The organism is Agrobacterium genomosp. 2 str. CFBP 5494, from assembly GCF_900013495.1.
In the GTDB taxonomy this organism is placed as follows: domain Bacteria; phylum Pseudomonadota; class Alphaproteobacteria; order Rhizobiales; family Rhizobiaceae; genus Agrobacterium; species Agrobacterium pusense.
Window position 1 is genome coordinate 1981972 of record NZ_LT009719.1, and the last position, 22080, is coordinate 2004051.

18 protein-coding genes and 1 pseudogene are annotated in these 22080 nt (G+C 60.9%); 18 read left to right on the plus strand and 1 reads right to left on the minus strand.

From position 1 onward, the window contains the following. Positions 1-46: 46 nt before the first annotated feature. The 15 genes and pseudogenes from AGR2A_RS24025 to chrA all read left to right on the plus strand — a co-directional run bounded on the left by AGR2A_RS24025 (position 47) and on the right by chrA (position 15176). Positions 47-1827 (plus strand): annotated as a pseudogene (locus tag AGR2A_RS24025) (methyl-accepting chemotaxis protein). A 167-nt stretch (positions 1828-1994) separates the two neighbouring features. After that, positions 1995-2906, plus strand: a complete 912-nt coding sequence (locus tag AGR2A_RS24030; RefSeq protein ID WP_080823393.1) for a lytic transglycosylase domain-containing protein — start codon at positions 1995-1997, stop codon at positions 2904-2906. Between the two features lie 142 nt (positions 2907-3048). After that, positions 3049-3462, plus strand: a complete 414-nt coding sequence (locus tag AGR2A_RS24035) for a hypothetical protein (protein WP_072492944.1) — start codon at positions 3049-3051, stop codon at positions 3460-3462. 194 nt (positions 3463-3656) lie between these two features. Continuing rightward, positions 3657-4640 carry a 3'-5' exonuclease gene (locus AGR2A_RS24040; protein WP_072492943.1) on the plus strand — a complete coding sequence of 328 codons (984 nt, stop codon included), beginning with the start codon at positions 3657-3659 and terminating at the stop codon, positions 4638-4640. 167 nt (positions 4641-4807) lie between these two features. Beyond that, the gene (locus tag AGR2A_RS24045; protein ID WP_072492942.1) at positions 4808-5560 is read left to right on the plus strand and encodes a GntR family transcriptional regulator; all 753 of its coding nucleotides are present in this window, start codon (positions 4808-4810) and stop codon (positions 5558-5560) included. Further along, a complete protein-coding gene (locus AGR2A_RS24050; RefSeq protein ID WP_004444890.1) occupies positions 5557-6342 on the plus strand; it encodes a transporter substrate-binding domain-containing protein in 786 nt (261 codons plus the stop codon). Before AGR2A_RS24045 ends, AGR2A_RS24050 begins: the two co-directional genes overlap by 4 nt. Before the next feature lie 69 nt (positions 6343-6411). After that, entirely contained in the window at positions 6412-7083 is a 672-nt protein-coding gene (locus AGR2A_RS24055) for an amino acid ABC transporter permease (protein WP_006700490.1), read from the plus strand. Continuing rightward, positions 7080-7739 (plus strand): amino acid ABC transporter permease, encoded by a 660-nt coding sequence (locus tag AGR2A_RS24060; RefSeq protein ID WP_006700491.1) that lies wholly within the window; start codon positions 7080-7082, stop codon positions 7737-7739. Before AGR2A_RS24055 ends, AGR2A_RS24060 begins: the two co-directional genes overlap by 4 nt. Further along, the gene (locus AGR2A_RS24065) at positions 7717-8442 is read left to right on the plus strand and encodes an amino acid ABC transporter ATP-binding protein (RefSeq protein ID WP_072492940.1); all 726 of its coding nucleotides are present in this window, start codon (positions 7717-7719) and stop codon (positions 8440-8442) included. The genes AGR2A_RS24060 and AGR2A_RS24065 overlap by 23 nt, the downstream gene beginning before the upstream one ends. Before the next feature lie 284 nt (positions 8443-8726). Then, positions 8727-9812: an ABC transporter ATP-binding protein gene (locus tag AGR2A_RS24070; protein WP_072492939.1), complete on the plus strand. Its 1086-nt coding sequence runs from the start codon at positions 8727-8729 to the stop codon at positions 9810-9812. A gap of 30 nt (positions 9813-9842) precedes the next feature. Further along, positions 9843-11132, plus strand: a complete 1290-nt coding sequence (locus AGR2A_RS24075) for an ABC transporter substrate-binding protein (protein WP_004444880.1) — start codon at positions 9843-9845, stop codon at positions 11130-11132. A gap of 174 nt (positions 11133-11306) precedes the next feature. After that, entirely contained in the window at positions 11307-12218 is a 912-nt protein-coding gene (locus tag AGR2A_RS24080) for an ABC transporter permease (protein ID WP_006700567.1), read from the plus strand. A 2-nt stretch (positions 12219-12220) separates the two neighbouring features. Then, a complete protein-coding gene (locus AGR2A_RS24085) occupies positions 12221-13039 on the plus strand; it encodes an ABC transporter permease (protein ID WP_072492938.1) in 819 nt (272 codons plus the stop codon). An 11-nt stretch (positions 13040-13050) separates the two neighbouring features. Beyond that, entirely contained in the window at positions 13051-13809 is a 759-nt protein-coding gene (locus tag AGR2A_RS24090) for an aspartate/glutamate racemase family protein (RefSeq protein ID WP_072492937.1), read from the plus strand. 137 nt (positions 13810-13946) lie between these two features. After that, complete coding sequence (gene chrA / locus AGR2A_RS24095; RefSeq protein ID WP_072492936.1) at positions 13947-15176, plus strand: chromate efflux transporter; 1230 nt, start codon at positions 13947-13949, stop codon at positions 15174-15176. Between the two features lie 5 nt (positions 15177-15181). On the opposite strand, the gene AGR2A_RS24100 is transcribed toward chrA, so the two are convergent. Beyond that, positions 15182-16060, minus strand: coding sequence for a LysR substrate-binding domain-containing protein (locus AGR2A_RS24100; RefSeq protein WP_072492935.1), 879 nt, complete (start codon positions 16058-16060; stop codon positions 15182-15184). 131 nt (positions 16061-16191) lie between these two features. Between AGR2A_RS24100 and ampC the strand changes: the two genes are divergently transcribed. From ampC to AGR2A_RS24115, 3 genes are all read left to right on the plus strand, one after another. Then, positions 16192-17349, plus strand: coding sequence for a class C beta-lactamase (ampC, locus tag AGR2A_RS24105; protein ID WP_045531736.1), 1158 nt, complete (start codon positions 16192-16194; stop codon positions 17347-17349). 244 nt (positions 17350-17593) lie between these two features. Further along, positions 17594-18916, plus strand: a complete 1323-nt coding sequence (locus tag AGR2A_RS24110) for a solute carrier family 23 protein (RefSeq protein WP_072492933.1) — start codon at positions 17594-17596, stop codon at positions 18914-18916. A gap of 201 nt (positions 18917-19117) precedes the next feature. Next, positions 19118-21907: a bifunctional aconitate hydratase 2/2-methylisocitrate dehydratase gene (locus tag AGR2A_RS24115; protein WP_072492932.1), complete on the plus strand. Its 2790-nt coding sequence runs from the start codon at positions 19118-19120 to the stop codon at positions 21905-21907. Positions 21908-22080 lie beyond the last annotated feature (173 nt).

The window sequence follows — 22080 nt, forward strand, 5'->3', positions numbered from 1 at the left end:
TGAATAATTTTGGATAGAAACTTCCTGTTTTATCGGAGAAGCGCGCTTGAGTGTTCTTGATCGTGGTGCCAATGCTTTCGCGGTTCTCGCCGCGCTTTCCAAATCCCAGGCCATCATAGAATTCGACCTTTCGGGAAAGATTCTTGCCGCCAATGAGAATTTCTGTCGGGCTCTGGGTTACGAACTTTCGGAAATCCTCGGCAGGCATCACAGCATGTTCGTCGAACCCGCCGTCGTGGCTTCGGCGGATTACAAGGGCTTCTGGGCAAAACTTGCTGCCGGTCAGTTCGATCAGCAGCAGTATAAGCGCATCGGCAAGGGCGGCAGGGAGGTATGGATCGAGGCTTCCTATAACCCCGTGTTTCTCCGCGGCAAGCCGGTGAAGGTGGTGAAGATCGCTACAGACATCACCGCACGCAAGCTGAAGGCGGCGGAGACGCCGGCAAGATCGACGCCCTTTCCCGGGCGCAGGCCATCATCGAATTCTCGCCCAACGGCGAAATCCTGACCGCCAACGAGAATTTTCTGACGGCGCTGGGCTATTCTCTGGCGGAAGTGCAGGGCCGGCATCATTCCATGTTCTGCGAGCCGGCCTATACACAGTCACCGGCCTACAGGCAGTTCTGGGAAAGGCTCGCCGGCGGCGATCTGGTGGCGGATGAATTCATGCGTCTTGGCAAGGGCGGCCGCAAGGTCTTCATCCAGGCTTCCTATAATCCGATCTTCGATATGAATGGGAAAGTGTTCAAGGTCGTCAAATTCGCGACCGATGTGACCGGCCGTGTCGAGAATGTCGAAAAGCTGGCGCAGTGCCTTACAGACCTTGCCGAAGGCGATCTTGCCCAGAGCATCGACACGCCTTTCATTCCCTCGCTTGAACGGCTGCGCACGGATTTCAACGCGGCTTCGGAAAAGCTCAAGCGGGCCATGACGCGGGTGTCTGAAAATGCCGGCGCCATTTCTTCCGGGTCGAATGAAATACGATCCGCGGCAGATGATCTTGCCAGACGGACGGAGCAGCAGGCGGCTTCGATAGAGGAGACCGCTGCCGCGCTTGAAGAGGTCACCACCGCAGTCGGTGACTCAAGCCGTCGGGCGGAAGAAGCCGGCAGGATCGTTGCCCGTGCCCGCGACCATGCCGAACATTCAGGCCAGGTGGTGCGCGATGCCATAGGCGCCATGGATCAGATTGAAAAATCATCGCGGGAAATCTCGAGCATCATCGGCGTGATCGACGAAATTGCTTTCCAGACCAACCTTCTGGCGCTTAATGCGGGCGTGGAAGCGGCCCGTGCAGGCGAGGCAGGCAAGGGCTTTGCCGTTGTCGCGCAGGAGGTGCGCGAGCTTGCGCAGCGCTCGGCGACGGCCGCAAAGGAAATCAAGAACCTGATCAACGCTTCGGGCAAGCAGGTGGAAAACGGCGTCGGCCTCGTCACCAGGGCGGGTTCGGCGCTGCAGGAAATCGCAGAGCAGGTCCGCGACATCAATACCAATGTGGCGGCGATCGTGGATGCGGCGCGCGAACAGTCCACGGCGCTTGCCGAAATCAATCAGGCGGTCAACAGCGTGGATCAGGCTACCCAGCAGAACGCCGCGATGGTGGAGGAGCAGACGGCCGCAAGCCACAGCCTCGCGCGGGAGGCCGCGGCCCTGTTCGAGCTCCTTGGCCAGTTCCGGTTCGAGGAGACTGCGCGTCATGCGGCCTCTACGCGCAGCGGGTCCGGCCAGCGCGGTGCCGCCGCGCCGCGCCACCCGCTATCCCGCCCGTCGGGCGTGCGTGGCGCATCGAGCGCGGCTGTCGCGCATGAGGAATGGCAGGACTTCTAGACGCATCTCCGGTTCCCTTCCACCCCTGCGGGCCTTGGCATGGGGGGCCATGAAACGTCTGAAACCGAAATCGATCCATGCAAGTGCGGGGTATAGGCATATCGTCGCGATTGTCGGATAATCGACGCAGCGCGCCTGAAGATTACGGGGACTTTCGTTTGGCAGGGATGACATCAACAGGCAGGGTCGTGCTCGTTCTCTGCTGGCTGGCGGCGTTTCTCGGCCCGGCGCAGGCCGAAACGCCGGCTGACGGCAAGGCGTCCTGCGCCCATGCTCACGATGTGGCGCCCGAATTGTGCATCAGTCCCCAGAGCTACAACAGGGACCTTTGCCACGCCATCGAGGTTCTCGCCGCGCGCCCTGCCGTTCCGCCGGATTATTTCGCCAGGCTGATCTGGCGGGAGAGCCTGTTCCGGGCCGATGCGGTGAGCCCGAAGGGGGCGGAAGGCATTGCCCAGTTCATGCCGGGGACGGCGAGGCTGCGTGGTCTGGACAACAGTTTCAACATCATTGCTGCGCTGGAGGCGTCGTCACGCTATCTGTCGGAGCTGAAGCTGCGCTTCGGCAATTTCGGTCTCGCAGCCGCAGCCTATAATGCCGGCGAGGCGGGGCTGCGCGGTTTTATCGCGACAGGTCGCCTGCCGGTGGAAACGCGCGATTATGTCTTTGCAATCACCGGGTACCCTGTGGAAAGCTGGAAAGACAATCCACCGGATAAGGCCGCGCCGGCGCTGGACGACAGCCGGCCCTTCATCGACGCCTGCCTGCGGCTTGCCGATACACGCACGATCAACGATCCCGTCCTGATATCTTCGGCCGACTGGGCGCCATGGGGTGTGCAGCTTGCAGCCCACTACAATCCGACGGTGGCGAACCGGCTCTTTACCCGTGCCATAGGCCAATTGTCGGGGCCTCTCAATGCCGAGCGCGCACTGATCGTGCGGCAAAGGGGTGGCAATTTCGGTTCGCGCCCGCGTTACGCCGCGCGCATCGGCCGCGAGACCAGAGCCGAAGCCAATGCGCTTTGTGGTGAAATCCGCGGGGCGGGTGTTCCCTGCACCGTATTCCGCAACCGCTAGCGGGGGCCGCGGCTGATCATGACAAGTTGATCGGCCTATAAGCCGCTCCTCCTTTCAGTGTGAGATGATCGCTCCTAGATTTGCGGCCGGCGGCGACCGCAACCCGCGGGCCGGTGGCGTGTGACGAGGGGATGAATTGCACATGAGATTGCTTGAAACCGGAGCGCTGGCAGCGATGCTGACCATGGCCGTGGCGTGCACCAGCACCGGGCAGACGGAAATCACCCGCACTGTGGCCGGTTTTATAGGGCAGCCGCGGGAGGCGGCGATCGCCCGGCTTGGCCGCCCCAACAAGGTCATCATCGAAAAGGGCGCAACCGAATCCTACTGGCTGAAAGTGGATGTCGAGACCTATGCCGGGCTCAGCAACCGGCGCGAATACCGGACCGTCGACGGGCAGGCGCAGGTCTCGCAGACCGAGGGCATGAAAATCAAGCAACATCGCCGCGATTGCATCATCAAGATCACCGCGGACGCAGCTTCCATCATCACCACGAGCGAGATCATCGGCGATCCGGCAAGCTGCGAGACTGTCCTGGGGCGTCCGGCTCCCTGACCGCCGTGGTTGAGATCGCCGCAGATTTACAGATGACGGCGGTTTTTTCCGAAGCCTGAAACCGTGCGCGTCTTTCGTTAACGGATTGGCGCCGCCTTTCTGTGGATGAGAGCGTCTGCTGTTGTTACCGTGAGCCTCTACGCATATGTTGGAGTACTGATTTTCGATTTCCGGGCAAGGCGGACAGGCACCTCATGACCTCCCAGTTGGACTTTTTCGCTTCCGCGGCCGCGCGGCTTCCCGAGACCGAACGGGGGCGAAAAATGCCGGGACGCGGAGCGGTGCAGAGGGTCGCGATGGATGACGAGGGGCTGGCGGGCTATCTCGAATCCACCGGCAGTTACCGCGTTCTGCGCAAGCTCATGCCGCGTCAGGTCGTGGAACGGCCAAGGCCGGAATTTTCCCGCCGGGGCGTGATCCTCGACACGGAAACCACGGGTCTGAACCACCGTACGGACGAAATAATCGAGATCGGCGTCATCGCCTTCACGTTCGACGATCAGGGCGCCATTGGCGACGTCACCGGCATTTACGGCGGACTGCGGCAGCCCAATGTCGCCATACCGGCGGAGATCACCCGGCTGACAGGGATCACCGATGACATGGTTGCGGGGCAGGCAATCGACATGGAGCGGCTGGCTTCTCTCGTCGGCGATGCCGATCTGATCATTGCCCACAATGCCGGCTTCGACCGTCCCTTCTGTGAAGCCTTCTCGCCCATATTCAATGAGAAGGCCTGGGCCTGCTCCGTTTCCGAAATCGACTGGCGGGTGCGTGGATTTGAGGGCAACAAGCTGGGTTATCTGATCGGTCAGTCCGGTTATTTCCATGATGGCCATCGCGCGGTTGATGATTGCTTCGCGCTGCTGGAGGTGCTCGAGCAGAACCGGCCGGGCCAGGAAGGCATGACGCCCTTCATGGAGCTTCACGCGGCTAGCCGTAGATCGCGCGTCCGGATCTACGCGGAGAACAGCCCCTTCGATATGAAGGATCACCTGAAAAAGCGGGGTTATCGCTGGTCGGACGGTTCGGACGGCCGGCCGAAATCCTGGTGGGCGGAGCTGCCGGAAGAGATGCTGGCGGAGGAGCTGCATTTTCTGCGCACCGAAATCTATCGCTGGGACGCCGACCCTACGGTCAAATATCTCACGGCTTTCGACCGGTTCAAGGCCGGGTAGGGTTAATCGCCTGCGGGCGCTTTGATCGAATGATGAAAATCTGTCCTGTTAACAGGCTGCCTCTTTCGTGTGCGCTGGGCAGGTTGCTCAAATTTTCAGCTCATGTCGTTTTACCCGCGATTTAAAGTGGGGAATCCGTCTGGCACGGGCTTTGCTTTCTGTCTTGTATGCAAGATTTACATACCAGGCAGGATCGTCAGATAAACATTGAAGAGGCCATCGTATCCGGCATTTTGTCGGCGCGCATCCGGCCGGGCACACGGCTCAGCGAAAACCAGCTTGCCGGTCTTTTCTCCGTATCGCGCACCCGGGTACGCGAGGCGATGATGCGGCTGGAAACCCGGGGAATCGTGCACGTTAGTGCGAGGCGGGGCTGGTTCGTGGTCGAGCCGTCTGCCGAGGAGGCGATGACCATCTATGAAGCGCGCCGGATCATCGAATCCGGGTTGCTGCGCAGTATGCGGACCCTTACCGAGGAAGGGCGCGGCGTTCTCCTGGCGCATCTCGAGGAAGAGAAAGTCGCCATAGCCGCGGGCGACCGGCAGCGCCTGACCTGCCTCATGGGCGATTTTCACATCAGGATCGCCGAGCTTTGTGGCAATGCCGTCCTCGTTGAACTGCTGCGCGACCTGACGGCCCGCACGATCCTCATTTCCATGCTTTACCAGTCGGAATTCCATGCGCTGCAGTCGCATCAGGGACATTGCCGGATATTCGAGGCGATGGCAGCCGGCGATTTCGCGAGGGCGGCGGAGCTTTCAATCGAACATCTGGACGAAGTGGAAACCGGCCTCGATCTCACCCGGCGACCTGACCCGCTCGCCGGTCTTCGCCACTCGCTCGCCCTTCCGGAACATAACCGCGGCGATACCGACAAAAAAACCGAGCAACAGAACCAGCACAAGGAGAATGACCCATGATATTCAGACGGACCTTCATCGCCGCCGCCGCCATGGCTGCCGCCTTCGGATTTTCCGCCCCCGCAAAGGCGGACGCCCTTGCCGACATTGCCGCACGCGGCACGCTGCGCGTCGCCGTGCCGCAGGATTTTCCACCCTTTGGCAGTGTCGGGGCCGACATGACCCCGCAGGGTTATGACATCGACGTCGCAAAGCTGATCGCCGACAAGCTGGGCGTGAAGGTGGAGCTGGTGCCAGTCACCAGCGCCAACCGCGTTCCCTATCTGCAGACCAACAAGGTCGATCTGGTGATCTCCAGCCTCGGCAAGAACGCCGAACGCGAGAAGGTCATCGATTTTTCGACCGCCTATGCTCCTTTTTTCAACGGCGTGTTCGGTCCGCAGGACGTTTCCCTCTCCAAAGCCGAGGACCTGAAGGGCAAGACCGTTGCCGTGACGCGCGGCTCGGTCGAAGACCTCGAGCTGACGAAGGTTGCGCCCGCTGACGCCACCATCAAGCGCTATGAGGACAATAACGGCACCATTTCCGCCTTCCTGTCCGGTCAGGCGGAGGTTGTCGCAACCGGCAATGTGGTCGCCGCCGCCATTCTGGCGAAGAACCCGCCGAAGCGGCCGGAAATGAAATTCCTGATCAAGAATTCGCCCTGCTACATCGGCCTCAACAAAAATGAGACGGCCCTGCTGGAAAAGGTCAATGCGACTATCGCCGCGGCCAAGGCGGACGGTTCGCTGAATGCCATCGCCACCAAATGGCTCGGGCAGGATCTGCCGGCCGATCTCTGATCGTCACATATCCCCGTCGTCCCGGTTCCCCGGGACGGCTTTCTCACCACCGGCGCAAGGGGACTTTTCTTGAGCTATCAATTTGATTTCCTGTGGCTCGGCGAATATTGGCCGCAGATTGCCAAGGGTATTGCCATCACCAGCCAGCTGACGCTGGTGGGCGGCGTTATCGGCGTGTCGCTCGGCACCGCCTGCGCCTGGGCCCGTGCGCTTGGCCCCTCCTGGCTAAGGCCCATCGTCGGCGGTTACGTCGAACTCATCCGCAATACGCCTTTCCTCATCCAGCTGTTTTTTATCTTTTTCGGCCTGCCGTCGCTTGGTTTCAAGCTTTCGGAGCTGACCGCCGCCAATCTGGCGATGATCGTCAATCTCGGCGCCTATAGCTGCGAGATCATTCGCGCCGGCATCCAGGCAACACCGAAAGGCCAGTTCGAGGCGGGGGCAAGCCTTGCGATGACGCGCTTCGAAACCTTCCGCCACGTGGTGCTCCGGCCATCGCTGCAGCGCATCTGGCCAGCGCTCACGTCGCAGGTTGTCATCGTCATGCTCGGGTCGGCGGTTGTCTCGCAGATCGCGGTGGAAGACCTGACGTTTGCGGCCAACTTCATTCAGTCGCGCACCTTCCGCGCCTTCGAGGCCTATATTGTTTCGACGGTGATCTACCTGCTGCTCGCGATCCTGCTGCGGCAGGGCATGCTGGCGCTGGGCGGCTTCCTTTTTCCGCGGAGGCTGGTGCGATGATGGAATTCACCTTCTGGGATATTCTGCGCAACCTGTTGCTTGCCACGCGCTGGACGCTGCTGTTGTCGCTGGTTTCCTTCGCTGGCGGAGGCCTGGTCGGCCTCGCGCTTCTGTGGCTGCGCATCAGTTCGCGTCCGGCCTTGAGCCGTCTTGCCCGCATCTACATCGAAGTCTTTCAGGGCACGCCGCTCCTGATGCAGCTTTTCATCGCCTTTTTCGGCCTCGGCCTCTTCGGAATCGATGTTCCAGCCTGGCTTGCCGCAGGCGTGGCGCTCATTCTGTGGACTGCTGCGTTTCTGGCGGAAATTTGGCGCGGCTGTGTAGAGTCGATCGCAAAGGGGCAATGGGAAGCCTCGGCAAGCCTTGCCATGGGCCGCCTGCAGCAGATGCGTTACGTCATCCTGCCCCAGGCGATGAAGATCGCCATTCCACCGACAGTCGGTTTTTCCGTCCAGGTGATCAAAGGCACCGCGCTCACCTCCATTATCGGTTTCGTCGAACTGTCCAAGGCCGGCACGATCGTCACCAACGCGACCTTCCAGCCTTTCACGGTATACGGGCTGGTGGCGCTCATCTATTTCGCCCTCTGCTGGCCGCTGTCGAAATCCAGCCAGTTTCTCGAAAGGAAGCTCAATGTCGCTCATCGAAATCACTGAAGTCCACAAGAGCTTTGGCGACAACGAGGTGCTAAAGGGCATCAACCTGGATGTCGAGCCCGGAGAGGTGATCGCGATCATCGGGAAAAGCGGTTCGGGAAAATCGACGCTGCTACGCTGTATCAACGGTCTTGAGACGATCAGCGGCGGCTCCATTCAGGTGGCGGGCGCCCAGCTGCTTGATGACGAGCTGCATCTGAAGGCCCTCAGATTAAAGGTGGGCATGATTTTCCAGCAGTTCAATCTCTTCCCGCATCTGACTGCCGGTGGCAATGTGATGCTGTCGCAGATGGTGGTGAAGAAGCTGGCGGCGCCCGAGGCCGAGGCGATGGCGCGCAGGATGCTGGAGCGTGTCGGTCTGGCGCACAAGTTCGACGCTTATCCGGACCAGCTCTCCGGCGGTCAGCAGCAGCGTGTGGCCATCGCCCGCGCGCTTGCCATGCAGCCCATCGCGCTTCTGTGTGATGAAATCACGTCCGCGCTTGACCCGGAACTGGTGTCGGAGGTGCTCGCTGTCGTGCGTGAGCTTGCCAGGGAGGGCATGACACTTCTGATGGTGACGCATGAAATGAAGTTCGCCCGTGACGTCTGCTCGCGCGTCGTCTTCATGCATCAGGGACGGGTACACGAGATCGGCCCGCCGGAAGAAGTTTTCGCTAACCCCCGCACACCGGAACTCAGGCAGTTCCTCGGTGTGCTCTAACATTCCATGGCTGCGCACGCCTGCAGAACGGCGTGCGCAGTGGCCCGTGCGCCGCAGGCTTCGCGCTGCGACTTGCGCGTTCATGCGCCATGTGAACCAGCGGCGCGCAATCAATTAGTCGCCAAGATTGCATACAATTTTTCCATCGCATCGAAAACAATCGCTGTAAATTTGGGCACTCTTCCCACCCTGTGTTTCTCCTCTTTTAAATTATCCTTTTGCATCAATGAGAAAGCCGATTGGCACGCCTCCTGCATGGATAGAAGTGTCGCAGGAGAGTGTTTATGAGCAAAGCCGCCGCAATTGACATCGCTTCCGTATCCAAGATTTACGGCAACACCACCGCCGTGCATGCGATAAGCCTGAAGATACCGGCCGGGAGCTACTGCTGCCTGCTCGGCCCGTCGGGCTGCGGCAAGACCTCGACGCTCAGGATGATCGCTGGTCACGAGAGCATTTCCAGCGGCGATGTCAGGCTTGGCAACACCGTCGTGACCGATCTGCCGCCCGCCCGGCGCGGCACGGCGATGATGTTCCAGTCCTATGCGCTGTTTCCGCATCTCGATCTCATCGATAATGTCGCCTTCAGCCTCAAGATGAAGGGCGTGGACAGGGAGACCCGGCGCACAAAGGCGCTGGACATGCTGCGCCTGATGCAGCTCGAGCCTTATGCCGGCCGCCGCCCGGCCCAGCTTTCCGGCGGGCAGCAGCAGCGCGTGGCGCTGGCGCGCGCGCTCATTACCGATCCCGAGGCGCTGTTGCTGGACGAGCCGCTTTCGGCGCTCGATCCCTTCCTCAAGATCCGCATGCGCGCAGAGCTGAAGAAGCTGCAGACTTCACTCGGCATCACCTTCGTCCACGTCACCCACAGTCAGGAAGAGGCGATGGCACTGGCCGATATCATCGTCGTCATGAATGACGGCCGGATCGAGCAGGCGGCGACCCCGCGTGAGGTTTTCGAGCGACCGGCGACCGCTTTCGTCGCCCTCTTCATGGGCGACCACAATGTCATTTCCGGACGATTCAGGGAAAGATCCGGCGAGCTGGTGACGCTTGAAGTCGCAGGCGGCGGCACATTTACCGCGACAGGCGCGGCGCCGGATGACGGGGCGGTCGATATCGCCGTTCGCACCGATCGGGTGCGTGTGGGTGAGACCGATCAACCCGGTCTCGGTTTCACGGGCATCGTCTCCAATGTCGAGTATCGCGGCGCCACCGTGAAGATTGCCGTGACCGGCGCCGGCATGGAGGATTTCAACGTCATCCTCAGCGACGCCGCCTTTTTCGAAAACCCGGTCAGGACCGGCGACGCCATACCGCTTTCATGGAATGCGGCCGATGCCATCGTGCTCGGCCGGGTAGAGAAGTGACACCAAAAATAACCAGAGGAGAACTTTGAAATGACCGATACCACCAGCAGCAAGAAGGGCCTGTCCCGCCGCGGCCTCCTGAAAGCGGGCGCGGCTGCCACGGGTGCGGCGATCGGCTCCGGCCTCATCACCGGCTTCCCGACCATCTGGGCGCAGAACCCCATCACCATCCGCCAGTTCGGCACCGGCGTCTCCAACCTCAACGCCATTGCCGAAAAGTGCAAGGCGGACCTCGGCATCACGCTTGAGATGACGGCGACGGATTCCGACGCCGCTGCCCAGCGCGCCGTCACCCAGCCGAACTCCTACGATATCGCCGATATCGAATACTGGATCCTGAAGAAGGTCTATCCGGCCGGCGTCATCCAGCCGATGGAAATCAAGAAGCTCAAATATTACGACAAGATCGTGCCGCTGTTCAAAAACGGCAAGCTGAAGCCTGACAGCGTGGTCGCGCAGGGCACTGCGCCGCACACGGTCGGGTACGTCGAGAAGCCCGGCGACAAGACATTTGCCAAGGGTGAGACCGATTATTTCACCATGGTTCCGACCATCTACAATGCCGATACGCTCGGCATCCGCCCCGATCTCGTCGGCCGCGATATCACCAGCTGGGCCGATATCATGGACCCCAAGTTCAAGGGCAAGACCTCCATCCTCAATATCCCGTCCATCGGCATCATGGACGCGGCGATGATCATGGAAGCCATGGGCAACATCAAATATGCCGACAAGGGCAACATGACCAAGGCGGAAATCGACAAGACCATCGATTTCCTCATCAAGGCCAAGAAAGACGGCCAGTTCCGCGCCTTCTGGAAGAGCTTCGACGAAAGCGTCAACCTCATGGCCTCGGGCGAAGTCATCATCCAGTCCATGTGGTCACCGGCCGTTGCCGCGGTCCGCTCGAAGGGCATCGCCTGTAAATACCAGCCGCTGAAGGAAGGCTATCGCTCCTGGGGCGGCGGTCTCGGTCTCGCCAAGCATCTGTCCGGTGCGAAGCTCGATGCAGCCTATGAATATATCAACTGGTACACCTCGGGCTGGGTCGGCGCCTACCTCAACCGTCAGGGTTATTACTCCGCCGCCATGGAAACCGCGAAGGAGCACATGACCGCCGACGAGTGGGGTTACTGGGTCGAGGGCAAGGCGGCTCAAGGCGATATCATCGCGCCAGACGGCAAGGTCATGGAAAAGGCCGGTGCCGTGCGCGATGGCGGTTCCTTCGAGGAGCGCATGGGCAAGGTGGCGTGCTGGAACTCGGTCATGGACGAAGACCGCTACATGGTCCGCCGCTGGAACGAGTTCATCGCGGCGTGATGCTTTCAGGACGACCGGCGGCAAGTGCCGCCGGTCAATTGCGACAGGCACCCACCTCTCGACGTCATCCTCGGGTCAAGCCCGAGGATGACGTCGAGGGTGTGGCGGACCTTCCAACGTGCCCGCTGGCGGCAATGCCGCCGGCACTTCTGCAAATCCACAGAAAGGCTCCCCATGGTGACGGTCAGACTCATCGGCGTCAGCGACAAGAAGGACAGACCGCCCCGCAGCTTCGCGCTGCCGCAAAAACTCGTCTCCTATGTGCAGGCTGCCCCGCTTTTGCTGATCCTCGGCTTTTTCCTGGCTCTGCCGATCCTGATGATCGCCGTCGTCAGCTTCTGGGATTACGATTTCGCCCAGATGTATCCTGATTTCGTAACCTTCAATTACAGCGAGACACTGGGATCGTGGGTCACCTGGCAGACCTATCTAAATACGCTGAAATATGCAGCGATGGTCTGGGCCATCACGCTGTTCTGCGGTTTCTGGGTGGCTTATTTCCTCGCCTTTCACATCCGCACCACCACCATGCAGATGGTGCTGTTCCTTGTCTGCACCGTGCCCTTCCTGACGTCCAACATCATCCGCATGATTTCGTGGATACCCGTTCTGGGGCGAAACGGTCTCGTCAACAGCGCGCTGGTCGGCACCGGCATCATCCCCGAGCCGATCGAATGGCTGCTCTATTCCGATTTCGCCGTGGTGCTGGCCATGGTGCATCTCTATACGCTGTTCATGGTCACGCCGATCTTCAACACGCTGATGCGCATCGACAAATCCTTGATCGAGGCGGCGCGCGACGCTGGTGCGACCGGCTGGCAGACGCTCACCAATGTCATCATCCCGCTCGCAAAACCCGGCATGGCGATCGGTAGCATCTTCGTTGTCACGCTGGTCATGGCCGATTTTTCCACGGTTCAGGTCATGTCGGGCGGCCAGAGCGCCTCGGTGGCGCTGATGATGAAGAACCAGATGTCGCTGCTGCAATATCCGGCCGCTGCCGCCAATGCCGTCATCCTGCTCGTTCTCGTTCTCCTGATGGTCGCGGGCATCCTGCGCATCGTCGATATCCGCAAGGAGCTTTGATCATGCACCAGGAAAAACGCGGCCGCGAATTCTATATCCTCGCTTTCTTTTTCGCCCTCTTCGTGCTGTTTCTTTACGGCCCGTTGTCGGCCATCCTCATCCTCGCCTTCCAGGGGCCGAACGGAGGCCTGACGTTCCCGCTGAACGGCGTCTCGCTGCACTGGTTCGGCAATCTCTTCGAACAGCAGGCAGTCGGCGATTTCGGCGGATCGTTCCGCCGTTCCTTCGCTCTCGGCCTGATGGTCATGGTAGTAACCGTGCTCGTCTCTTTGCTGGCAGGCCTGGCCTTCCGTCGCAGATTCATCGGCGCGACGCCGCTGTTTTATCTGTCGGTCGCCAGCCTGGTGGTGCCTTCCATCATCATATCCCTTGGCATTGGTGTTTTGTTTCAGCAGCTTGGGCTTGAACCTTCATGGTATACATCAGCTTTTGGCGCGCATCTGACCTGGACGTTGCCCTTCGGCGTTCTCATCATGCTCGCCGTCTTCAACCGGTTTTCGCCGTCCTATGAGGAGGCGGCGCGCGATCTCGGTGCGTCCTCATGGCAGACCTTCGCCCATGTGGTGGTGCCGATGATCGCGCCGAGCCTGATCGGTGTCGGCCTCTTCGGGTTCACGCTTTCCTACGACGAGTTCGCCCGCACGCTGATGACGTCTGGCACCTACAACACGTTACCGCTGGAAATCTACGGCATGACCACCAATGTCACGACCCCTGTGCTTTATGCGCTCGGCGCCGTTACCACCCTGTTTTCCTTCCTGGTGATCGCGGCCACGCTCGGCCTGATCGTCACACTCAATCGACGCCATTCGCGCGGATGAAGAAACCCAAGATGCGCATTCTCGTCATCAATCCCAATACCACGCAGTCCATGACCGCGACCATCGCCGACGCCGCGACACGGGTGGCGGGCCGCGATACGGAAATCCTCGCCGTCACCTCTTCCATGGGGCCTGTCTCCATCGAGGGTTATTACGACGAGGTATTCGCGGTGCCTGGCCTTCTGCTGGAGCTTGCCAAGGCTCCGGCGCTGCGCGTCGACGCGGCGATCATCGCCTGTTTCGATGATACCGGGCTTGATGCGGCCCGGGCTCTTGCAGATATTCCCGTCATCGGCATCTGTGAGGCGGCGGTTTCTGCCACGGCCTTCATCGCGCAGAAATTCACCATCGTCACGACGATGGAACGGTCCCGGCTGCCGCTCGAACATCTCGTCCAGCGCTATGGCATGTCTTCCCGCTGCAATGTCCGCGCCGCCGACATTCCGGTACTGTCGCTGGAAGAGGCGGGTTCGAATGCACGCGAAAGGCTGCGGGAGGAAATCTCCCTGGCGCTGAGGCAGGATCGTGCCGAGGCGATCGTGCTCGGCTGCGCCGGCATGGCCGACCTGACGGCGGAACTCCGCGCCGAATTCGGCGTCCCTGTCATCGACGGCGTCGCAGCAGCCGTCAAACAGGCGGAAGCACTGGTATCCATGGGGCTCTCCACCGCCAAGCGCGGCGCTTATGCCACGCCGGTCCCCAAGCCCTATCGCGGATTGCTGGACATGTTTCAGCCGGGCAGGAGCGGCGGGATGCCGGAGGGCGGCTGAGACGTTTCCCGGTCCGGTTCACACGGTGCTGATTTCGCAAGGCCCTTCATATCCCTGTCGTAATAGTGTCTGATACCCTCGGCGTTTCAGTGCGGACGATGTGTATGCGCAGCCGCCATACGCTTAGGGAGCTATCGTTGAATTCCTCGACACCCACGATTTCGAACGACACCGCGCGTCACAAAATCGGAACGCCCGGCGAAGTTTTCGCGGCCTTTTTGAAGCTCGGGGTCACGTCCTTTGGCGGCCCCATCGCTCATCTCGGTTATTTTCGCGATGAGCTGGTCGTCCGGCGCAAATGGGTCGATGAAGCCGGTTATGCGGACCTCGTGGCGCTCTGCCAGTTTCTGCCCGGTCCCGCTTCCAGCCAGGTGGGCTTTGCGCTCGGGCTGCTGAGGGCGGGGCCGCTCGGGGCGCTGGCCGCCTGGACGGCGTTTACGCTGCCATCTGCCATTCTTCTCGTCGCGTTCGCAATGGTCGCCGCATCCATCGAAGGCCCCGTCGGCACCGGACTGCTGCATGGATTGAAGATCGTCGCTGTTGCCGTGGTCGCCCAGGCGGTATGGGGAATGGCAAAAAGCCTCTCACCGGATCGTGAGCGCGCGACCATCGCGATGGCCGCCATCGTCTGTGTCGTATTCATCGCCGGCGCTTTCGGGCAAATCCTGGCGCTTTGCGCCGGAGCGCTCGCCGGGCTGGTCTTCTGCCGCGCCGCCTCGGCGGGGTCGACCAGCCATCTTGCCTTCCGCGTGTCCAAACGCGTGGGATATGTTTCGCTTGCGGCTTTCGCCCTTCTTCTCGTTCTGCTGCCGGTTTTCGCGGCGGGCGCGGCCTGGCAGGGGCTCTCCTTGTTTGACGCCTTCTATCGGGCCGGCGCGCTGGTCTTCGGCGGCGGCCACGTGGTGTTGCCTCTGCTGCAATCCGAAGTCGTCGCCTCGGGCTGGGTCACCAGGGATGCCTTCATTGCCGGCTATGGCGCAACGCAGGCCGTGCCCGGTCCGCTCTTTACTTTTGCTGCTTATCTCGGCGCGGTGGCGGGCCCTCAGCCGAACGGCGTGGCGGGCGCAGCCATCGCTCTCGTTGCCATCTTCCTGCCCGGCATGTTGCTTCTCGTCGGCGCACTTCCTTTCTGGGAGGGCTTTCGCCGGCATCCTCTGGCGCAGGCGGCCATGCGCGGCGCCAATGCCGCGGTGGTCGGCATATTGGGCGCGGCGCTTTATGATCCCGTCTGGACCAGCGCCGTCTTCACCCCCAGGGATTTTGCACTGGCGCTTGCGGGTTTCATCCTGCTGACGGTCTGGAAAGCGCCGCCATGGGTCGTCGTTCTTCTTTGCGCGGCCGGCGGCATGGCGCTCGCCCTCGTGTAAAGGCTTCAGGCAGTGCCGATGCTGTCGAACAGCCAGTCGGAAAAGACCTGCATGGCTGGGGTCGGCGGTTTCGATTGCAGCCGGGTCAACCAATAGCTACCGAGCGATATGGTGACGGGAAAAGGTTGGACGACCGCTCCGGAAGCCAGATGCCGTGAAAACATCGACGGCGGCGCCAGCGCGACACCGAGCCCTTGCAGGGCGGCCTCCATCATCCCGAGCGACGTGTCGAAGACAATGCCGGCATTGACCTGTGCGGCCGGCGTGACGCCCGCCGCCGCAAACCAGCTGCTCCATTCATCGGCGCGGTAACTGCGCAGCAATGTCGCTTCCATCAGGTCGGCCGGCGCTTTCAGCGTTTCCGCCAGTTTCGGCGTGCACAGCGACGAAAGCGGCGCGTCAAAGAGACGAAACGCATCCGTGCCGTGCCACGAGCCCTGACCGAAACGGATGGCAAAATCGAGCCCCTCTGCCGCCATATCCACCCGGTTGTTGTTGGTGGAAACCCTGACGTCAATAAAGGGGTGGCGCTTCTGAAACGCCTGCAGGCGCGGCAGCAGCCAGCCGACCGCGAAGGTGCCGACAACGCCGAGAAACAGCAGTTCGCGCACCTGCCCGGCCTCGATGCGGTCAAGCGTCGTTGCCATCTGGTCGAAGGAACTGGTCACCGTCGGCAGCAGGGCTTCGCCTTCCGCAGTTATCTTCAGGCCGCGCGGGAGACGTTGAAAAAGCGCGACGCCCAGCCGCTTTTCCAGTCCCTTGACCTGCTGGCTCACAGCGGCCTGCGTCACGCATAGTTCGATCGCCGCGCGGGTAAAGCTCAGATGCCGCGCGGAAGCTTCGAACGCGCGCAAACCGTTCAGGGGAAGAAATTGACGGACCATTCGAGACCTACATTTTCTTGTGTCTCCTCCGAGATATCATGATTTGTTCGTGCAATGTAGGGCGGCTAAACGTCTTTAGCGCTGGCTGGGGAAACGCCTGATATCCACCTGAGGTTTTGGAGACGCGACAGATGAATTTTCACCGCAGACATATCGTATGGACGGCCATGCTTTCGGCGATCCTCCTCACGCCGGCTCTGGCCGCCGACGAGGCGAGGCTGAAGGCGATAACGGATGCGGCGATCAAGCCCATCATGGAAAAGAACGGCATACCCGGGCTTGCGGTCGGCATCAGCGTCGATGGAGAGAGTTACATCTTCACTTACGGCGTGATGTCAAAAAGCACCGGCCAGCCGGTGACGGCTGAAACGCTGTTCGAACTCGGCTCCATCAGCAAGACATTCACGGCTACCCTTGCGACCTACGCCGAGGCGAACGGGCATTTGTCGCTGTCCGGCAGGGTCAGGGATTATCTTCCGGGCATGAAGGGCACCGCTTTCGGTGACGTTACATTGACGCATCTCGGCACCCACACCGCAGGCGGCTTTCCGCTACAGGTGCCTGACAATGTCAAAACGGAAACGCAGCTGCTGGCTTATCTCAAGAGCTGGAAGCCTTCTTACGGTGCCGGAACGCACAGGACCTACGCCAATCCCAGCATCGGCATGCTCGGCTACATCACGGCAAAGGCGATGGGGCAGGGCTACGACGCCGCCATGCAGGACACGCTCTTTCCCGCGCTCGGCCTGAAGGACACGTTCACGGTCGTTCCCCAGGCGAAGTTGGCCAATTATGCACAGGGCTACACGCGAAACGACGAGCCGGCCCGCCTGACGCCGGGCATTCTCTCTTCGGAAGCCTATGGCGTCAGATCGACGGCGACAGACATGATCCGCTTCGTCAACGCGAATCTGGGGCTTGAAAAGCTGGACGGCAAGATCCGGCAGGCGATCGCAAGCACCCATACCGGTTATTTCGCGGTCGGCGCCATGACGCAGGATCTCGTCTGGGAGCAATATGCCCGGCCTGTCGCCTTGAAGACGCTTGTCCAGTCCAATTCCGGCGCTCTTCTCAAAACCGTTCCGGTGCAGGAAATCGCGCCGCCCCTGAAGCCCGGACAGGATGTCTTCGTCAACAAGACGGGTTCCACCAATGGTTTTGGCGCCTATGTCGCCTTCATCCCTCAACGGAAACTCGGCATCGTCATACTGGCCAACAAAAACTATCCCAATGAGGATCGTGTCACGGCGGCCGTTGAGATTTTGACGGCTGTCGACAAGGCGGACTGATATCCGCTCGATGCTTCCTTGCCGTGCCGGCGCGGGACGCACTCCCGCCGGCGCCAAACGCATTTCGATCCCGCCGCCCGGATGACAGCGAGAACCAATCGCGCTACCGGAGAAAAGATACGCCGGCCACCGATTCGATCTCGGCCGACCGCGCTTATCATCAAAAGGCAACTCTTTTTGCGCGGCTGCGATCTGCGACGGAAAAACCGTCAGTCTCGCGCCGGGCGGTTCGTGGGGGACGACGATGAGCGACACGGGTGGTTATTTTCCTCGCTGGCGATTGAAAACCGAAGGGCGCATCATGCCGGATGAGCGATTGCCCGCCGGGCAGACCGCGGTGCTCGGGTTGCAGCACGTCGTGGCCATGTTCGGCTCCACGGTTCTCGCGCCGCTGATCATGGGCTTCGATCCGAATGTATCGATCCTGTTTTCCGGTATTTCCACGCTGATCTTCTTCATCGCCGTTGGCGGTCGCGTGCCGAGCTATCTTGGTTCATCCTTCGCCTTCATCGGCCCCGTTCTGGTGGCGACCGGGGCGGCGGCGGGCGCGGCAAGCCCGAATATCGCGCTTGCGCTCGGCGGCATCATCGCTGCGGGCGTGCTTTATGCACTGATTGGCGTGATCGTCATGATTGCCGGTCACAACTGGATCGAGCGGCTGATGCCGCCGGTCCTGACGGGGGCCATCGTCGCTGCCATCGGCCTCGTGCTCGCGCCCATCGCGATAGCCAGCGCCTCCGGCTCCGGCCCTGGCAATCCCGATGGCGACCAGCTGTCGCGATGGATTGCCATTCTGACGGTCACCTCGGTCGGTGCGATTGCCGTCTATGCGCCCGGAATGGCGCGGCGCTTGCCGATCCTCATCGGCGGCGCGATCGCCTATCTCGCTTATCTCGTGGTGGCGAACGGTCTCGGCCTCGGCAAACCGGTTGATTTTTCAGGCGTCGCCGCCGCAGCCTGGTTCGGATTGCCAACCTTCACCACGCCGGTCTTTTCCGCATCGGCAATCGCACTGATAGCTCCGGTCGTCGTCATCCTCGTTGCGGAAAATCTCGGGCACATCAAGGCGATCGGCGCGATGACCGGCAGGAACCTCGATCCCTACCTCGGTCGGGCCTTTATCGGCGACGGCATCGCGACCATCTTCTCCGGCGCCTTTGGCGGAACCGGCATGACCACCTATGCAGAGAACATGGGCGTCATGGCGATAACCCGCATCTTCTCGACGCTCGTTTTCATTGTCGCGGCTTTGGTGGCCATCCTCCTCGGCTTTTCGCCGAAATTCGGCGCGCTGATACAGACGATACCCGGGCCGGTCATCGGCGGCCTGTCCGTCGTCGTCTTCGGCCTCATCGCGGCAACCGCCGGGCGCATTTGGGTGGAAAACAAGGTCGACTTTTCCGAGCCACGCAACCTCATCACGGTGGGTATCGCCCTTGTTCTGGGGGCAGGTAATTTCAAGCTGAATGTGGGCGGATTCACGCTTGATGGCATCGGCACGGCGACAATCGGCGCCATCGCCTTTTATCATCTGCTCGGCCTCGGCAAGCCGGCGCAGGGACGATAGGGCGGGGAGTGCCGGCGCTGCCTGGCGGCGAAGATGTGGGATGGGCGAAATATCGCGCATCCCCGCGCTTACAGGCATGCGACATCTTGTCAGCGGCCCCCGGTTGGCGTAGTCGAAACCGACAGAAACCCGGGGGCGACCAGCACTACCGTTTGGTGGCGCTGTGTTCGGCTCCATAGACATCATGACGTTGGGATTGCGATGAACCTTTACTTGGATTACCTGGCTGAAATCAAAAGCAGAGAACCACAGGGACTTGCGCCCAAGCCGATCGATGACGGTGCGTTGACCGCCGAAATCATCGAGCTGATCAAGGATGCAGGCAGCGAACACCGCGCCGATGCCCTGAAGTTTTTCATTTATAACACATTGCCGGGAACCACGAGCGCCGCCGGTGTGAAGGCTGCGTTTCTGAAGCAGATCATCCTCGGCGACGTCATCGTCCCCGAGATTACCCCGACCTTCGCGCTGGAGCTGCTGTCGCACATGAAGGGCGGCCCGTCGATCAAGGTGCTGCTCGACATCGCGCTCGGCAACGATGCCGCAATCGCCACCAAGGCGGGTGAAGTGCTCAAGACCCAGGTCTTCCTTTACGATGCCGACATGTTCCGCCTGCGGGATGCCTACAAGGCCGGCAATGCGATTGCCCGGGACGTGCTTGAAAGCTACGCCAGGGCCGAGTTCTTCACCAAGCTTCCCGATGTCGAGGACGAGATCAAGGTCGTCACCTTCATCGCCGCCGAAGGCGATATTTCGACCGACCTCCTGTCGCCGGGCAATCAGGCGCATTCGCGCTCCGACCGCCAGCTGCACGGCCAGTGTATGATCTCGCCGGAAGCGCAGGCGCAAATCGTCGCGCTGCAGAAGCAGCACCCCGACAAGCGGGTGATGATGATCGCCGAAAAGGGCACGATGGGCGTTGGCTCCTCGCGCATGTCGGGCGTCAATAACGTGGCGCTGTGGACCGGCAAGCAGGCCAGCCCCTACGTGCCCTTCGTCAACTATGCCCCCATCGTTGCGGGCACCAACGGCATTTCGCCGATTTTCGCCACCACCGTCGACGTGACGGGTGGCATCGGCATCAATCTGAAGAACTGGGTGAAGAAGCTCGGCGAAGACGGCAAGCCGATCCTCAACAATGACGGCAACCCCATCCTTGAGCAGAAATATTCGGTCGAGACCGGCACGGTCCTCAAGATCGACGCCAAGAATCGCAAGCTGCGGGACGAAAACGGCACCGAGCTGGTCGACCTCGCTTCGTCCTTCACACCCCAGAAGATGGAATTCATGAAGGCTGGGAGCTCCTATGCCATCGTCTTCGGCAAGAAGCTCCAGACTTTTGCCGCTGAAACGCTTGGCGTCGAGGCGAACCCTGTCTTTGCACCGAACAAGGAAATTTCGATCGAAGGCCAGGGCCTCACCGCCGTCGAGAAGATCTTCAACCGCAACGCCGTTGGCGTGACGCCTGGCAAGGTGCTGCACGCCGGCTCCGACGTTCGCGTCAAGGTCAACATCGTCGGTTCGCAGGATACGACCGGCCTGATGACCGCGCAGGAACTGGAAGCGATGGCGGCCACCGTCATTTCGCCGCTGGTGGACGGGGCCTATCAGTCCGGCTGCCACACGGCGTCCGTCTGGGACAAGAAGGCTCAGGCCAACACGCCGAAGCTCATGGCCTTCATGCACAATTTCGGCGTCATCACCGGCCGTGATCCGAAGGGCGTCTATCACTCCATGACGGACGTGATCCACAAGGTGCTGAACGACATCACCGTTGATGACCGGGCAATCATCATCGGCGGCGACAGCCACACCCGCATGTCCAAGGGCGTCGCCTTTGGTGCGGACTCCGGCACCGTCGCTTTGGCGCTCGCCACGGGCGAGGCGACCATGCCGATCCCGCAATCGGTCAAGGTCACCTTCAAGGGAACGATGCAGCCCTACATGGACTTCCGCGACGTGGTGCACGCGACGCAGGCGCAGATGCTGCAGCAGCACGGCGACAACGTGTTCCAGGGCCGTATCATCGAAGTCCATCTCGGAACGCTGCTTGCCGACCAGGCTTTCACCTTCACCGACTGGACGGCCGAGATGAAGGCCAAGGCGTCGATCTGCATTTCCGAAGACGAAACGCTGATCGAGTCGCTGGAGATCGCCAAGTCGCGCATCCAGATCATGATCGACAAGGGCATGGACAACGCCGCACAGACGCTTAAAGGCCTGATTGCGAAGGCGGATCAGCGCATTGCGGAAATCCGTTCCGGTGAAGTTCCAGCATTGAAGCCTGACGCGAATGCGAAATATTTCGCTGAAGTCGTCGTCGATCTCGATGTCATCAACGAACCGATGATCGCCGACCCGGACGTCAACAACAACGACGTTTCGAGACGCTACACGCACGATACGATCCGTCCGGTTTCCTATTATGGCGCCACCAAGAAGGTCGATCTCGGCTTCGTCGGCTCGTGCATGGTGCATAAGGGCGACGTGAAGATCGTCGCGCAGATGCTGCGCAACATCGAAAAGACCGAAGGCAAGGTCGAATTCAAGGCGCCGCTCGTCGTTGCCGCGCCGACCTACAACATCATCGACGAGCTGAAGGCGGAAGGGGATTGGGAAATCCTCCAGAAATATTCCGGCTTCGAATTCGATGACATCAACCCGAAGACAACGAACCGGACCGAATACGAAAACATCCTCTATCTGGAACGCCCGGGCTGCAACCTGTGCATGGGCAACCAGGAAAAGGCAGCGAAGGGTGACACGGTTCTGGCAACTTCGACTCGTCTCTTCCAGGGCCGCGTCGTTGAAGACAGTGCCGAAAAGAAGGGTGAATCGCTTCTGGCCTCGACCCCGGTCGTGGTGCTGTCCGCCATTCTCGGCCGTACGCCGAGCATCGAGGAGTATCGTTCCGCCGTCGAGGGCATCGATCTGACGAAGTTCGCTCCGCCGAAGACGACGCCGATCGATTCCCAGTCGGTGCATTATTAATCCGCAATACCGCCTGCATCTGGATGCGGGAGGGTGCGGTGAATGAAAGAGGGCGGCGGGGAGATATTCCCGCTGCCCTTTTTGTATTGGCCCTTGTCGCTGGCCCGCCGGGCCTTGAGCATTATCAAGACAATAGCCGTTTGCGGCATGCCGAATTGTCAGCACTTGCATGG

Excerpts from the sequence above, each read along its gene's own strand:
- AGR2A_RS24110 (WP_072492933.1), top strand. The coding sequence starts at position 17,594 with ATGAGCGACACGGGTGGTTATTTTCCTCGCTGGCGATTGAAAACCGAA.
- AGR2A_RS24115 (WP_072492932.1), top strand. The coding sequence starts at position 19,118 with ATGAACCTTTACTTGGATTACCTGGCTGAAATCAAAAGCAGAGAACCA.
- AGR2A_RS24100 (WP_072492935.1), bottom strand. The coding sequence starts at position 16,060 with ATGGTCCGTCAATTTCTTCCCCTGAACGGTTTGCGCGCGTTCGAAGCT.
- AGR2A_RS24045 (WP_072492942.1), top strand. The coding sequence starts at position 4,808 with ATGCAAGATTTACATACCAGGCAGGATCGTCAGATAAACATTGAAGAG.
- AGR2A_RS24030 (WP_080823393.1), top strand. The coding sequence starts at position 1,995 with ATGACATCAACAGGCAGGGTCGTGCTCGTTCTCTGCTGGCTGGCGGCG.
- AGR2A_RS24040 (WP_072492943.1), top strand. The coding sequence starts at position 3,657 with ATGACCTCCCAGTTGGACTTTTTCGCTTCCGCGGCCGCGCGGCTTCCC.
- ampC (WP_045531736.1), top strand. The coding sequence starts at position 16,192 with ATGAATTTTCACCGCAGACATATCGTATGGACGGCCATGCTTTCGGCG.
- AGR2A_RS24080 (WP_006700567.1), top strand. The coding sequence starts at position 11,307 with ATGGTGACGGTCAGACTCATCGGCGTCAGCGACAAGAAGGACAGACCG.
- AGR2A_RS24075 (WP_004444880.1), top strand. The coding sequence starts at position 9,843 with ATGACCGATACCACCAGCAGCAAGAAGGGCCTGTCCCGCCGCGGCCTC.
- AGR2A_RS24060 (WP_006700491.1), top strand. The coding sequence starts at position 7,080 with ATGATGGAATTCACCTTCTGGGATATTCTGCGCAACCTGTTGCTTGCC.
- AGR2A_RS24085 (WP_072492938.1), top strand. The coding sequence starts at position 12,221 with ATGCACCAGGAAAAACGCGGCCGCGAATTCTATATCCTCGCTTTCTTT.
- AGR2A_RS24035 (WP_072492944.1), top strand. The coding sequence starts at position 3,049 with ATGAGATTGCTTGAAACCGGAGCGCTGGCAGCGATGCTGACCATGGCC.
- AGR2A_RS24050 (WP_004444890.1), top strand. The coding sequence starts at position 5,557 with ATGATATTCAGACGGACCTTCATCGCCGCCGCCGCCATGGCTGCCGCC.
- AGR2A_RS24070 (WP_072492939.1), top strand. The coding sequence starts at position 8,727 with ATGAGCAAAGCCGCCGCAATTGACATCGCTTCCGTATCCAAGATTTAC.
- AGR2A_RS24065 (WP_072492940.1), top strand. The coding sequence starts at position 7,717 with ATGTCGCTCATCGAAATCACTGAAGTCCACAAGAGCTTTGGCGACAAC.
- AGR2A_RS24090 (WP_072492937.1), top strand. The coding sequence starts at position 13,051 with ATGCGCATTCTCGTCATCAATCCCAATACCACGCAGTCCATGACCGCG.